The sequence below is a fragment of the Effusibacillus pohliae DSM 22757 genome, assembly GCF_000376225.1.
Lineage (GTDB): Bacteria > Bacillota > Bacilli > Tumebacillales > Effusibacillaceae > Effusibacillus > Effusibacillus pohliae.
Map to the genome: position 1 here is coordinate 15,851 of NZ_AQXL01000133.1, position 13,226 is coordinate 29,076.

Annotated in this window: 13 protein-coding genes and 2 pseudogenes; all 15 read left to right on the plus strand. The window is 56.9% G+C overall.

All coding sequences use genetic code 11. The annotated features are described in order from the left end of the window. Window positions 1-2 precede the first annotated feature (2 nt). The 15 genes and pseudogenes from C230_RS0116005 to C230_RS0116075 all read left to right on the plus strand — a co-directional run bounded on the left by C230_RS0116005 (window position 3) and on the right by C230_RS0116075 (window position 13,194). A complete protein-coding gene (locus tag C230_RS0116005; protein ID WP_018133067.1) occupies window positions 3-458 on the plus strand; it encodes a MaoC family dehydratase N-terminal domain-containing protein in 456 nt (151 codons plus the stop codon). 126 nt (window positions 459-584) lie between these two features. Beyond that, window positions 585-1,010, plus strand: a complete 426-nt coding sequence (locus C230_RS0116010) for a MaoC/PaaZ C-terminal domain-containing protein (protein WP_018133068.1) — start codon at window positions 585-587, stop codon at window positions 1,008-1,010. Then, window positions 1,007-1,819, plus strand: coding sequence for an SDR family NAD(P)-dependent oxidoreductase (locus C230_RS0116015; protein WP_018133069.1), 813 nt, complete (start codon window positions 1,007-1,009; stop codon window positions 1,817-1,819). The genes C230_RS0116010 and C230_RS0116015 overlap by 4 nt, the downstream gene beginning before the upstream one ends. A gap of 75 nt (window positions 1,820-1,894) precedes the next feature. Further along, complete coding sequence (locus C230_RS0116020) at window positions 1,895-3,088, plus strand: CaiB/BaiF CoA transferase family protein (protein WP_018133070.1); 1,194 nt, start codon at window positions 1,895-1,897, stop codon at window positions 3,086-3,088. 220 nt (window positions 3,089-3,308) lie between these two features. Further along, a complete protein-coding gene (locus tag C230_RS0116025) occupies window positions 3,309-4,493 on the plus strand; it encodes a CaiB/BaiF CoA transferase family protein (RefSeq protein ID WP_018133071.1) in 1,185 nt (394 codons plus the stop codon). A 90-nt stretch (window positions 4,494-4,583) separates the two neighbouring features. Beyond that, entirely contained in the window at window positions 4,584-5,810 is a 1,227-nt protein-coding gene (locus tag C230_RS0116030; protein WP_018133072.1) for an acyl-CoA dehydrogenase family protein, read from the plus strand. Between the two features lie 91 nt (window positions 5,811-5,901). Beyond that, entirely contained in the window at window positions 5,902-6,267 is a 366-nt protein-coding gene (locus C230_RS0116035; RefSeq protein WP_051074274.1) for a DUF3870 domain-containing protein, read from the plus strand. A gap of 19 nt (window positions 6,268-6,286) precedes the next feature. Continuing rightward, a pseudogene (locus C230_RS0116040) lies at window positions 6,287-6,841 on the plus strand (AbrB family transcriptional regulator); the annotation flags it as partial. Window positions 6,842-6,959: 118 nt separating this feature from the next. Then, complete coding sequence (locus tag C230_RS0116045; protein ID WP_018133075.1) at window positions 6,960-7,241, plus strand: DNA recombination RmuC family protein; 282 nt, start codon at window positions 6,960-6,962, stop codon at window positions 7,239-7,241. 402 nt (window positions 7,242-7,643) lie between these two features. Further along, window positions 7,644-8,057, plus strand: coding sequence for a nitronate monooxygenase (locus tag C230_RS20770; protein ID WP_169332859.1), 414 nt, complete (start codon window positions 7,644-7,646; stop codon window positions 8,055-8,057). A 277-nt stretch (window positions 8,058-8,334) separates the two neighbouring features. Next, a complete protein-coding gene (locus tag C230_RS0116055) occupies window positions 8,335-9,213 on the plus strand; it encodes a 3-hydroxyacyl-CoA dehydrogenase (protein ID WP_018133077.1) in 879 nt (292 codons plus the stop codon). Window positions 9,214-9,296: 83 nt separating this feature from the next. Next, the gene (locus C230_RS0116060) at window positions 9,297-10,469 is read left to right on the plus strand and encodes an acyl-CoA dehydrogenase family protein (protein WP_026174373.1); all 1,173 of its coding nucleotides are present in this window, start codon (window positions 9,297-9,299) and stop codon (window positions 10,467-10,469) included. A gap of 21 nt (window positions 10,470-10,490) precedes the next feature. Then, window positions 10,491-11,633: an acyl-CoA dehydrogenase family protein gene (locus C230_RS0116065; RefSeq protein ID WP_018133079.1), complete on the plus strand. Its 1,143-nt coding sequence runs from the start codon at window positions 10,491-10,493 to the stop codon at window positions 11,631-11,633. Window positions 11,634-11,679: 46 nt separating this feature from the next. Continuing rightward, a pseudogene (locus C230_RS0116070) lies at window positions 11,680-12,000 on the plus strand (3-hydroxyacyl-CoA dehydrogenase family protein); the annotation flags it as partial. Window positions 12,001-12,003: 3 nt separating this feature from the next. Next, window positions 12,004-13,194, plus strand: a complete 1,191-nt coding sequence (locus tag C230_RS0116075; protein WP_018133081.1) for a thiolase family protein — start codon at window positions 12,004-12,006, stop codon at window positions 13,192-13,194. The last annotated feature ends 32 nt before the right edge of the window (window positions 13,195-13,226 follow it).

The window sequence follows — 13,226 nt, forward strand, 5'->3', positions numbered from 1 at the left end:
GCATGCAAAAAGACATCACAAAATGGATCGGCCGCCAGTTCGGGCCGTACACGTTTGTGGTTGAACGGGGAAAAATCCGCGAGTTTGCGCTGGCGATCGGCGACGACAATCCGATCTACACGGATCGTGAACAGGCGGTTTCGGCGGGGTTTCCGGACATCCCGGTTCCTCCTACGTTTGCAACCGTGATCGACATGTGGGGCGGACCCGATTTTTTTCAGTTGGTGGAGCAGCTGCAGTTGAATCTGCTAAAAGTGCTGCACGGCGAGCAGGAGTACGAATACCTGGCGGACATCCATCCGGGTGATGAGATCACCGCCCGAACCGAGGTGGTGGATGCTCAAGTGAAACAAGGGGCGAGCGGCGGGATGAATCTGCTGACGCTGGAGACCCGCTATCAAAACCAGCGCGGGGAAACGGTCCTGATCGGCCGTTCGAAGATTGTGGAACGGTTTTGACGGACCGTTGTCCGCTGAGGAACAGTTCCTGATGGGCGTTTCTCGTTCAGGACGAACCCGGATGAAGGACCGCTGCCGGGCATCGTTTCCGGTGGCAGAAGACAAACGACCAAGGAGGGGAATCGGGTGGAACCGATCAAACGTTGGGCAGCAGGTGATGAACTGCCAGCGATCGTCAAACAGCCGGTCACTCACACACAGTTGGTGCGTTACGCCGGTGCGTCGGGCGACTTCAATCCGATTCACACGGTGGTGTCGGTGGCGCAGCAGGCGGGACTGGGCGATGTGATTGCACACGGCATGCTGATTATGGGATTTGCCGGGCAAGCGATCTGCACCTGGTTTCCGCGCAAGGATCTGCGGCGCTTCAAGGTGCGGTTTGCGGCGATGACCCGTCCCGGGGAACAGATTGTCGTCAGCGGCAAAGTGGTGGAACGGATCACGGTGGGCGGGGAGCCTCGGCTGCTCTGCAATGTGGCGGCAAGCAACCAGGACGGGGAAACGAAGCTGAAAGGCGAATTTGAGGTGGCATGGAGGGAGCGGGCGGAATGAGCATGCTGCAGGGAAAAGTGGCGATTGTCACCGGCTCGGGACGCGGAGTCGGCCGGGCGGCGGCCGATATGTTGGCGGAGCACGGGGCGGCAGTGGTGATCAACGACCTGGATGAAGCGCCGGCGGCGGAAGCGGTGGCGGCAATTAAGGAAAAAGGGGGTCAGGCGATCAGTGTGGTCGGCAGCGTGACCGATCCGGATTTTCCGAAACGGGTGATGCAGCAAACGATCCAGGCGTTCGGCCGCCTGGATATTCTGGTCAACAACGCGGGTTACACGTGGGACAGCCTGATTCACAAAATGACGGACGAACAGTTTCAGGCGATGCTCGACGTCCATCTGATCGCCCCGTTCCGGTTGATCCGGGAAGCGGCCCCCTACATGCGGGATGCGGCCAAAACGGAGATGGAACAAGGGCAGACGGTGTATCGAAAGATCGTCAATGTGTCGTCAGTAGCCGGCATCATGGGCAATGTCGGACAGGCGAACTATGCGTCGGCGAAAGCCGGGGTGATCGGCTTGACGAAGACGATTGCCCGCGAATGGGGGTCGTTCAACATCAATTGCAACGCCGTCGCGTTCGGTTTAATCGACACCCGCCTGACCCAATCGAAGGAAAAAGGGGAAACGGTGCAGGGGGTGGCGATCGGCATCCCGGAAAAAGTCCGCCAGATGTTTGAACAGTCGATTCCGCAACGCCGGGCCGGCACTCCGGAGGAAGCGGCGGCAGCGATTTTCTATCTGGCTTCCCCGCTGTCCAATTATGTGAACGGTCAGGTGCTGAATGTCAACGGAGGATTTTACACCTGATCGGTTTCGCCGGGCTGGTTGGAAGCCGATGGAAAGCTGGACAGCCGTGCGGAATAACGGATGGGGGGAAACGAGGTGGCCGGGCACAGTGGAACACGTCACAAGAAGCCGCTGCAAGGAATCCGCATCGTCGATTTTTCCCGCTATCTGCCGGGGCCGTACGCCACCTGGCGGCTGGCCGGCATGGGAGCGGAAGTGATCAAGGTGGAACCCCCGGACGGGGGCGATCCGGCCCGGTATTTGGCGGAGCGGCGGGATGGCACCGGTTTGATTTTTCTGGCCAACAACCGGAACAAAAAAAGCGTCACGATCAACCTCAAGCGGCCGGAAGGACGGCAGCTCGCCTTTCAGTTGGCGTGCCAGGCGGATGTGGTGATCGAAGGGTACCGCCCCGGGGTGGCGGACGCGCTGGGCATCGGGTATGAACAGATCAGGCGGGTGCGGCCGGACATCATCTACTGCTCCCTCACGGGATTCGGCCAGACAGGTCCCTTGCGCGATCTCGCCGGGCACGACCTGAACTATCTGGCGCTGAGCGGCGTACTCTCGCAGTTGAAAGACCGGGACGGGAGACCGGTTCAACCGACCGTCCAATTCGCCGATTTGATTGGCGGGATGGCGGCTGCGGAGGCGATTTTGGCCGCATTGGTGAAACGTTCTTTTACATCGGAAGGCAACTATCTGGATATTTCGATGACCGATGCGCTGATCCAACTAATGAACACCCATATGCTGTATCAACAGGTGTTGGGAATCGGGCAAGGGGTCCCCGTCCTGGGCGGCGGGTTCGTTTGCTATCACATCTACGAAACGGCCGATTGCAGGTTTGTCACTCTGGGAGCGCTGGAAAGCAAATTTTGGACGAATTTCTGCCGGGCTGTCGGACGGGAGGAATGGATCTCTGCACAGTTCAGTCCGGCGGTCGAAGCGAATCCGATTTTTCCGGAACTGCAGGCGCTGTTCCGCAGCCGTACACGGTACGAATGGACCGCCTTGGGGCGGCAGGCGGACTGTTGCTTGACGCCAGTGCTGGAAACGGGCGAGATGATGGATCATCCACATGTTCGGGAAAAGAGGAGTGGGCGGGGCGGTGAGACGGGCACAGGGATGATGGCGACCGGGATGGGGATAGGTGCCCTGTTTGGGGACGGCGGCGGGACGGATGCCCCGGCACCTGCGCTCGGGCAGCACAACCGCGAGATTTTGCAGGGGCTGCTTGGCGCAACGGATGCGCAGCTCGAGGAATGGGAAAAACAAGGGGTTGTCTGAGCGCGAAAGTCGGCGATTGGTCTTTACAAACCGCACTGGGCAGAATATGATGAAAATAGAAAAAACGAACTGTTGCATCCGCCGGACTTCCTTGCCGGGGAGCCAGTACGCGGATGACAAGCCAGTCGGGCTGCAAGCTTTGTTTGCGGTTGGCTGGCTCTTGTTTTTTTCGGAGGCAGCTGCACAAAATTTCGCTGCACCACGATTTGGGAGGTGAACCATGGGGGCGCTGGACGGGTTGAAGGTGATCGATTTGACGCGGGTGCTGGCGGGGCCTTACTGCACGATGATCCTGGGTGACCTGGGGGCGGATGTGATCAAGATTGAAGCACCGGGCGGGAGCGACGAGACGCGCGGCTGGGGGCCGCCGTTTGCGGGGGATCAGAGCGCGTACTATTTGACCGCCAACCGCAACAAGCGGGCGATGACGCTGAATTTGAAGGAAGCGGAAGCGAGGGACATCCTGCGGACGATGGTGAAGTCGGCCGATGTACTGATCCAAAACTTCAGGACCGGCACGATGGAAAAATGGGGTCTCGGCTACGACGATCTGCACGCGCTCAACCCGCGGTTGATCTACTGCTCGATCAGCGGTTTCGGACAATCCGGTCCCTACAAGGACTTGCCCGGTTACGACTACGTCGTGCAAGCGATGGGCGGCATGATGAGCATCACCGGCAGCGAGGAGTCCGGTCCGATGAAAGTGGGCGTGGCGATTGCCGACATCGCAACCGGCTTGTATTGCACGATCGCGATTCTGGCCGCGCTGCAGGAGCGCCACCGTTCCGGCAGGGGACAGCAGATCGACATCGCGCTGCTCGATTCGCAGATCTCGCTGCTTGCCAACGTCGCCAGCAATTATCTGGTCTCGGGTCAGATTCCGAAACGATACGGCAACCAGCATCCGAACATCGTTCCCTACCAGACGTTCCGGGCGAGCGACGGGGAGATGGTGGTGGCTGTCGGCAACGACCGTCAATTTCAAAAATTGTGCGAAATCATCGACAAGCCGGAACTGGCTGGCGATCCGGCGTTTCGGAGCAACTCGGAGCGGCTCGCCAACCGCGACCGGCTGATCGAAATGTTGCAAGCGGAATTTCTCCGCAAATCCTGCAAAGAATGGCAGGAATTGTGCACTTCCGCCGGGATTCCGGCCGGTCCGATTTACAACCTGCAGCAGTTGTTCGACGATCCGCATGTGGCGGCGAGAGACATGAAAATCGAGATGTCCCACCCGACAGCCGGACAGATCCGGCTGGTGGGCAGTCCGCTGAAACTGTCGCGCAGCCGGGTGGAGATCAAGCGGCATCCGCCGCTGGCCGGCGAGCACACGCGGGAGATCTTGCGGGAATACGGATTTGCGGACGAGCAGATCGACGACTGGCTGGCCCGAAATATTCTCTAAAACTAAATGGCGAGGATGTCCGCGCGATGAACCCTGCGGTCCGCGCGCTGCACCCTTGCAGAACAAAACCAAAAAGAGGTGATCCGGAAGATGAATTTTGCATTTTCCAGCGAACAGGAAGCGGTCCGCAAACTGGTGCGGTCGTTTGTCGACAAGGAAATCATGCCGTACATCCAGGAATGGGATGCGCAAGGCCATTTTGAACGGGGTATTCTGAAACGGCTGGCGGAACTGGAGTTGATGGGCGTCTGCATTCCGGAGCGTTACGGCGGCAGCGGCATGGACTACAACACGCTGGCGATCGTGTGCGAGGAACTGGAGCGCGGGGATACCGCTTTCCGCACGGCGGTGTCAGTGCATACCGGCTTGAACAGCATGACGATTTTGCAGTGGGGCAACGAGTTCCAGAAGCAAAAATATCTGGTGCCGCAAGCGCGCGGCGAAAAAATCGGGGCGTTCGGCCTGACCGAGCCGGGAGCCGGATCGGATGTGGCGGCGATGGCGACAACGGCTGTCCGCGACGGCGATTTGTACATCCTCAACGGTTCGAAAACATGGATTTCCCTGTGTGACGTGGCGGACCATTTCCTGATTTTTGCGTATACGGACAAAAGCAAAAAGCACCGCGGCATCAGCTGTTTCATCGTCGAGCGGACGTTCCCGGGCGTCACGACAAGAGCCATCAAAGGAAAATTGGGCATTCGCGCGGGCAACACCGGCGAAGTGTTTTTGGAGGATGTGCGGGTGCCGGCGGAAAATCGGTTGGGGGAAGAGGGAGAAGGCTTCGCAATCGCGATGTCGGCGCTTGACAACGGGCGCTTTACCGTGGCCGCGGGCGCTTGCGGTCTGATTCAGGCGTGCCTGGAAGCGAGCCTCAAATACTGTCATGAGCGGGAAACGTTCGGCAAAAAAATTGGCCAACACCAGTTGGTGCAGCAGATGATCGCCAAGATGGTGGCAGGTTTGGAAACGTCCCGCCTGCTCGTCTACCGCGCCGGCTGGATGAAAAATCAGGGCCTGCGCAACACGCGGGAAACGTCGCTGGCGAAATGGGTGGCGTGCGATGCAGCGTTTAACGCGGCGAACGACGCGGTGCAAATTCACGGTGCATACGGCTATTCGAACGAGTATCCGGTGGAACGCTATCTGCGCAATTCGAAAGCGCCCGTGATTTACGAAGGGACGCGGGAAATCCACACGATCATGCAGGCTGAGTACGCGCTTGGCTACCGGACGGATAAACCGCTGCGCAAGATGCTGCCCGCGTGGCCGTTTGAGGAGGTGGAAACCGCGAACGATCTGCAGGACATCTTGTGATTGACTCCCGTTTCCCCGTCCCGGTACCATAAGGACATGACCGAATGGCTGCCTTCTTCCGGGGGCGCTCGGGCGCATCGTGGCAGGTAGAATGGTAGGACAGGAGAGGGTGGGGGAGTTGTTTGCCGGGAAGTCGATTTTTATCGCGGGACATGCAAAACTGCCGCAGGGCATGGCGGCCAAAAGCGTTTTTGATTCGCTGACGATCACGGCGGAAGTCGACAGCAAATACGGGGTGATCCTGGAAGCGTCCTGCACGCTGGCAACCGAACACGGCAGGAACTTTATCGGGTCCCTGCTGCGGGGGCACAGTCTGCGAGAGGGGATCGACGAGCTGATCGAACTGGTGCAGCGCCATTATCTGGGAAAAGCGCAAAACGCGCTGGTCGCCGCACTGCGGGATCTGCATGTGCAATACGAAAATCTGATCAAACAGACAGGAGGACGCTTGCCGTAAGGCAGCCGTTTCTTTTTGGTGGGGAGGAGAAAAATCTGCTACACTATCGATTAGAAAAACGGATGGGGTGGCGGACGTGGATGCAACAAAAATGGTTCTGACGCTGGCGATCGGTACGATGGGCGGGTTGATCGGCTACAAGTTAAAAATTCCGGCCGGCGCGATGATCGGATCGTTGGGGGCGGTGGCGCTGTTCAACCTGTTTCACGGCTCACTGGGAAAAATGCCAAGCGGCGTGATCACCGCCGTCCAGATCGTGCTCGGTTCCTCGCTCGGGCTGTCGGTCACCAAGGGCTTGTTCGGCGATTTGAAAACCGCCTGGCTGCCGGCGCTGCTGATCGCCGGAACCTACCTGCTGGCGAGCATTGCGGTCGGTTTTCTCGTGTCCAAAATAACCGGCTGGGATCTGTTGACCTCCCTGTTCAGCGCAGTACCGGGAGGTCTGGCGGATGTGGTGGCGGCAGCCCAGGGCATAGAGGGAGTGAAGACGGTCGATGTGATGCTGATTCACACCGTCCGGCTGGCGGTGGTGCTGCTGTCGATCCCGATTTTGGTGAAGCTGTTTGGCAAATAGGGATGGGGTCCGCAAAAAGAAGGATCCGGCAGGTTGGTGGCGAACTATACCGGGAAGGCAACTTTATGTCACCGATCGATTCCGAAAAAAGAAAAAAAAAGGTAAAGGAGCGTTCGCGATGTCCGACCAACTGAAAAACATCGAGGAAAAGCTCAGCCAGCTTGTCACGATGGTGGCCAGCCTCCGTACGGAACAACAGAGCATGCGGCAGGAAATGAACAGCATGCGGGAAGAAATGGATCAGCGTTTCGACCAGTTGCGGCAGGAAATGAACCAGCGATTCGATCAGTTGCAGAAGAGAATCGACGACGTCAGCCAATCGGTAAATTTTCTTGTCCACAAGACGGGCGAACATGACAAGGATATTTACATTTTGAAACAGCGCGTAATGAGTTTGTAAGCCGCAATTTCAATACAGGTTATCCCTTCCCAGGCGATAACGACATTTGAGCTGACCTCCGGGTCAGTTTTTTTATTGGTTGGCACGATTATTGCGGGAAAAATCGGACAGAAAAACCAATTTCAGTCGGGAGGGATGCAGGTGGAATTTGTAAAGTATCGCAAGGTGGGAAAAGTGACCCATCTGTCCCTGAACAATGGGACGCCCGAAATGCCCTGCGGGCGGAAATTTCATTGTGGTTCAACCGATGGTTGTCAATGGGAGGCCGCAAGATCGATAAGTCGATTTTGAATTATCAAACCATTTTTGCTGAGGCGAGGAGGAAAAACATGCGGACGCGAATTACCGATCTTCTGCAAATTCAATATCCAATTGTTTGCGGCGGCATGTTTCGGGTGGGTCGTGCTGCTTTGGCCACAAGCTGTCGATGCGGTAACCATTCCGGTACTCGCGGGAGGTGGGGTGGCGGACGGACGCGGTCTGGCTGCGGCACTGGCGTTGGGAGCGGAAGGGGTGGTGATGGGAACGCGTTTTTTGGCCACTCAGGAATCGCCTGTGCACGAGAACGTGAAGCGATGGATGTTGGAAGCGTCAGAGATGGATACGGCGCTCATCCAAAAATCGATTGGATCGGCGTCACGGGTGGCCCGCAACTCGGTTGCGCTGGAAGTGATGAAAGCGGAAGCAAACGGGGCCACGCTTGCGGAACTGCCCCCACTGATCACGGGACAACGATCTGTACGTGTGTACAACGACGGGGATGTGGAAGCCGAACAAATCATTTCCCGATTGGGTGGGCGAATAAGTCACAACTGACTTGACTGATGCAAAGTTGACTTAATCGAGGTTACTTTTGGGAAAGGGCGAGCCCTTTTTGCGGGGCGGAATGCGAATTTGAGAAACTGCGCGTTTCCGCGATCCGAACAGTTTCGCCAGTGCGAACGCATCGGTTGCAAGATGAATTTACTTAATTTTTATACTTTGGCATGTATTTTGCACTATGAAAAAAATAATGTGGACGGTCGGTGGAACATGGGCAGAAATCGTGTGACGCGGAAGAACCGCCGTCGGAATCGAAAGTGGGGGAAACGCCTTGCCAGTGAAACGGATTGCAGTGATCGGCGCGGGAGTCATGGGACAGGGAATTGCTTATGCCGCCGCCGTGGGAGGGTTTCGGGTAACTCTGCACGATGTCAAGCAGTCGGCGATGGAACGGGCCTATCAGCAGATCCAACGGGATGTGCAGGCAGGGATGCAGCGGGGAAAACTGACGCAAGCGGAAGCGGATGCGGCACTCGCCCGCATCGAGTTAAGCGAAACTCTTGCAGATGCGGCCAGGGGGGCCGATTTGGTAATCGAAGCCGTGCTGGAGTTGATGGATCTGAAGGTGAATCTGTTCCGGCAATTGGATGAGATTTGTGCGCCGCACACGATCCTTGCGACCAACACATCCACCATGAGTCCGACCGAAATAGCAGCCGGTACCAAACGGCCGGACCGGTGTGTGGCGATGCATTTTTTCAACCCGGTACCCAAGATGAAGCTGGTTGAGATCATCCGCGGCATGGATACGTCCGATCAGACAGTGGAAATCGCGCGGTCTGTCGCCGAGAGGATGGGAAAAGAAACGGTGGAGGTCAACGAATTCCCGGGATTCGTGCCGGGACGAATCAGCGCTCTGGTCGGCAACGAAGCGATGTATATGCTAATGGAGGGTGTGGCCAGTGCGGAAGATATTGACAAGGCGATCAGATTGGGACTCGGCTATCCGATGGGACCGCTTGAGCTGGCCGATCTGGTTGGGTTGGATTCGCGATTGCGCAACCTGGAATATTTGCACAAGACGCTCGGAGAGAAGTACCGGCCTTGTCCTCTGCTTATCAAGTATGTGAAAGCGGGTCGCCTCGGCAAGAAAACAGGTCGCGGGATCTTTGAATACGATGCGGACGGTCGCCGGATGACCGGCCAATAGGATAGCTGACCTGGCGGTTGTAAGCGATGCCGCAAACGAAGAACCGCAACAACGATGCAACGGCAGGAAGGTGGAAGCAAAAAATGGATTTCACGCTCGCGGATGACATTCAGGCGATCAGACAGATTGTGAAAGAATTTGTGGGGAATGAAGTGGAGCCGGTCGCCCATTTGATTGAAGAAAACGACGAAATCCCGCCGAAGATTGTGGAAATGGCGAAGGAAATGGGGCTCTTCGGCATCAGCATCCCGGAGGAGTACGGCGGCCTTGGCTTGGGGATGGTGGGCAAGTGTGCGGTCTACGAAGAGTTGGGCAAGACGCATAACGGATTTACGACACTGGTCGGCGCGCACACCGGAATCGGTTCCGTCGGTATCGTGGAGATGGGGAATGAAGAACAGAAGCGGCGTTATTTGCCCAAAATGGCTACCGGCGAATGGATTGGCGCATTTGCCCTGACCGAACCCAGTGCCGGATCGAACGCGACCAATCTGAAAACGACCGCTGTGCGCAAAGGGGACCGGTACATCCTGAACGGTTCCAAGCACTTTATCACCAACGCGAAAGAGGCGCATGTGTTCACTGTCATGGCGGTCACAGATCCGGGCAAAGGGGCGAAAGGCATCACTTCTTTCATTGTGGAGAAAGATTTTCCGGGATTTGTCCTCGGCAAAACGGAAAAAAAGATGGGGCTGCGCGGCTCCCATTCCTGCGAACTGTTTTTTGAAGACCTCGAGGTGCCGGTTGAAAATCGGCTCGGCGAGGAAGGCGAGGGCTATGTCAACGCGTTGAAAATTCTGGCCAATGGTCGCGCCGGACTGGCCGCCCGCAGTCTCGGTTCCTGCCAATACCTGCTGGACAAATCGGTCCAGTATGCAATGGAACGAATCCAATTCGGCAAACCGATTATCGAACAGCAGGCGGTTCTCCATATGCTGTCCGATATGGCGATGGAGATCGAAGCCCTCCGTTGGCTGGTGTATCGGGTGGCCTGGATGACCGATCAGGGAATGAACGTCATCAAAGAAGCGGCGATGGTTAAACTTTACGGCTCGGAAGTCTACAACCGGGTCGCCGACAAGGCGGTGCAGGTGCACGGCGGGCTGGGGTATATCGCGGAATATCCGATCGAACGTTTCTACCGGGACGCCAGAATTACAAGAATTTACGAGGGGACGTCGGAGATTCAGCGCAACATCATCGGAGCCCAGCTCATCAAAGAGTACAGGAAAAAACATTCACCCATGGGGGTGTAGCGGAAGGAGAGGCGAGGCGGGATGGTGCAGTTTTCCGAAGAATTGCGGCAAATTGCCAGGACAGTCGAGGAATTTGTCGACAATGAAGTGGAACCTTACGCAAATCTGATCGAAGAAGAGGACTATGTACCGGGTCATGTGCTGGAGAAGGCAAAGCGATTGGGACTCTACGGGATGGGCATTCCGGAAGAATACGGCGGTCTTGGGCTCGGCGTCGTGGGCAAGTGTCTGATTCTCGAGAAAATGGGCCGCACCCACAACGGATTTGTGTCGATCATCAGCGCCCACACGGGAATCGGCAGCACCGGAATCGTACGATTTGGCAGCGAGCACCTGAAGCGGACATATCTGCCCGATCTGGCGCAAGGAAAGCTGCTGGCCGCCTTTGCTTTGTCCGAGCCGGAAGCGGGTTCGGATGCGACCAACATCAAAACGCGGGCGGAGAAAAAAGGAGACCGCTGGATCTTGAACGGCATGAAACATTTTATCACCAACGGCCCGTATGCCGATCTGTTCACCGTGATCGCCGTTACCGATCCGGCAAAAGGGGTCAAGGGCGGATTTACCGCATTTGCCGTCGAGAAAAAATTCCCGGGCTTCGAGGTGGGGGCGGTAGACAAAAAAATGGGTCTTCGCGGTTCGCACACTTGCCAAATTTTCTTTGAGGATTGCGAAGTGCCGGAGGAAAACGTGATTGGCGAAGTCGGAATGGGATATGCTTCGGCGCTAAAGATTTTGGCGGAGGGCCGCTGTACACTGGCTGCCCGCGCTTACGGTTCCTGCCTGAAATTGATCGAACTGGCGGGCGACTACATGAAACAGCGCGTGCAGTTCGGCAAACCGATCGCGGAGAATCAGGGCCTGCGGTGGATGCTTGCGGATATGGCAACGGAAACGGAAGTGGGCCGAGCTTTCAATTATACAGTGGCGCAGAAACTGGAAAATGGCGAAAAAGCGATCAAAGAAGCGGCCATGACAAAGCTGTTTGCCACCGAGACGTTCAACAAGGTGGCCGATCGGGCGCTGCAGATGTTCGGTGGGATCGGATATATGAAAGAGTATGCCGTGGAGCGGTTTTACCGTGACGCACGGATCACCAAAATTTACGAGGGGACCAATGAGATCCAGCGTAACATCATAGCGGCCCAGTTACTGGCCAACTAGATTCATAGAGATGACGGAGGGATTGGGATGAACACCGAGGAGGAATTTGGACGCGAAGCGGGAACTGTTCGCCCAATTGGATCGTCTGACCCCGCCGCATGCCATCCTGGCTACGAACAGTTCGACAATTGTCAGCTCGAAGTTGGCTGACGCAACGAACCGGCCGGCGCTGAATCATCCGATTGGGCCGTTTGCCCTGATGGATCTGACCGGCATCGACGTGAACTATTATGTGCGAATGCAACGCATGCAGGAAACGGGGAATCCGGAATTGGGGCCGAAGCAATCGGTGGTGGAGAAGTTTCAAAAGGGCGAGCTTGGCCGGAAAACCGGAAAAGGCTGGTATGCCTATACAAAGGGGCAGTGAGAAATGAAAGACGTAGTGATTGTAAGCGCTTGCCGCACGGCAATCGGAAAATATGGCGGTACCCTGACGCCAGTCAATCCGGAGGACCTGGCGGATGTCGTCATACGGGAAACGATCAAACGGGCGCAGATACCGAAAGAGTCGGTGGAAATGGTGATTTTGGGCCATGTTCGCTCGACCAGCCGGGCGAACAATATTGCACGGGTTGCAGCGCTGAAGTCGGGGTTGCCGATCTCCACTCCGGCTTATACCGTCAACATGCTGTGCGGTTCTGGCATGCAGGCGATCAGCCTGGGAATGAAGGAGATCGTGACGGGGACGGCCGATATCGTGGTCGCGGGCGGCACGGAAAATATGAGCCAGTCGATTTTCTACCTGCGCAATATTCGCAACTCCGATCTGCCGCCGGAATTGGTCGACGCAAACTTGGAAGGCGGGCCGGGGTCGCAGCCGATGGAGATATACGGAAAGGATCTGGGAATGGGCCAAACGGCGGAAAACGTCGCGGAAAAATACGGCATCAGTCGGGAAGATCAGGACCATTTTGCCTACGAGAGCCAGAAAAAAGCGGCAAAGGCGATTGCGGACGGCAGGTTACGGGAAGAAATCGTTCCGGTTGATGTGAAGCAGAAAAAAGAAACGATCCGGTTTGAGGTGGACGAATTTCCCCGGCCTGACACGACGGTCGAAAAATTGGCCATGCTGCGGCCCGCCTTCCGGCCGAATGGAACGGTCACTGCCGGGAATTCCTGCGGGCGTAACGACGGGGCGGCTGCGGTCGTACTGATGTCGGCCGACAAGGCCAAGCAACTGGGGATTGCTCCGTTGGCGCGGATCGTTACGTTTGCTGCCGCCGGTGTCGAACCGGAATATATGGGGATCGGGCCGGTTCCCGCCACCCTAAAGGTTTTGCAACGGTCCGGACTGACGCTGCAGGACATTGACCTTGTGGAACTGAACGAAGCTTTCGCCGCCCAGTCGGTCGCATGCATCCGGGAATTGGGACTTGATCCGACAAAAGTCAACGTCAACGGCGGAGCGATCGCGTTGGGACATCCGCTCGGATGCACGGGCACACGGCTTGTCGTGACGTTGGCGTATGAGATGAAACGCCGCGGCACACGGTACGGTTTGGCAACCCAATGTGTAGGCGGCGGACAGGGCGTTGCCATGCTCATCGAAAATCTTGCCTAACCGATTTTTTCGGGAAGGAGGAGTTAGAATTG

What these genes read in the sequence shown, in the direction of transcription:
- C230_RS0116005 (WP_018133067.1), top strand. Translation starts at nt 3, where the DNA reads ATGCAAAAAGACATCACAAAATGGATCGGCCGCCAGTTCGGGCCGTAC.
- C230_RS0116015 (WP_018133069.1), top strand. Translation starts at nt 1,007, where the DNA reads ATGAGCATGCTGCAGGGAAAAGTGGCGATTGTCACCGGCTCGGGACGC.
- C230_RS0116025 (WP_018133071.1), top strand. Translation starts at nt 3,309, where the DNA reads ATGGGGGCGCTGGACGGGTTGAAGGTGATCGATTTGACGCGGGTGCTG.
- C230_RS0116030 (WP_018133072.1), top strand. Translation starts at nt 4,584, where the DNA reads ATGAATTTTGCATTTTCCAGCGAACAGGAAGCGGTCCGCAAACTGGTG.
- C230_RS0116035 (WP_051074274.1), top strand. Translation starts at nt 5,902, where the DNA reads ATGGTAGGACAGGAGAGGGTGGGGGAGTTGTTTGCCGGGAAGTCGATT.
- C230_RS0116045 (WP_018133075.1), top strand. Translation starts at nt 6,960, where the DNA reads ATGTCCGACCAACTGAAAAACATCGAGGAAAAGCTCAGCCAGCTTGTC.
- C230_RS0116060 (WP_026174373.1), top strand. Translation starts at nt 9,297, where the DNA reads ATGGATTTCACGCTCGCGGATGACATTCAGGCGATCAGACAGATTGTG.
- C230_RS0116065 (WP_018133079.1), top strand. Translation starts at nt 10,491, where the DNA reads ATGGTGCAGTTTTCCGAAGAATTGCGGCAAATTGCCAGGACAGTCGAG.
- C230_RS0116075 (WP_018133081.1), top strand. Translation starts at nt 12,004, where the DNA reads ATGAAAGACGTAGTGATTGTAAGCGCTTGCCGCACGGCAATCGGAAAA.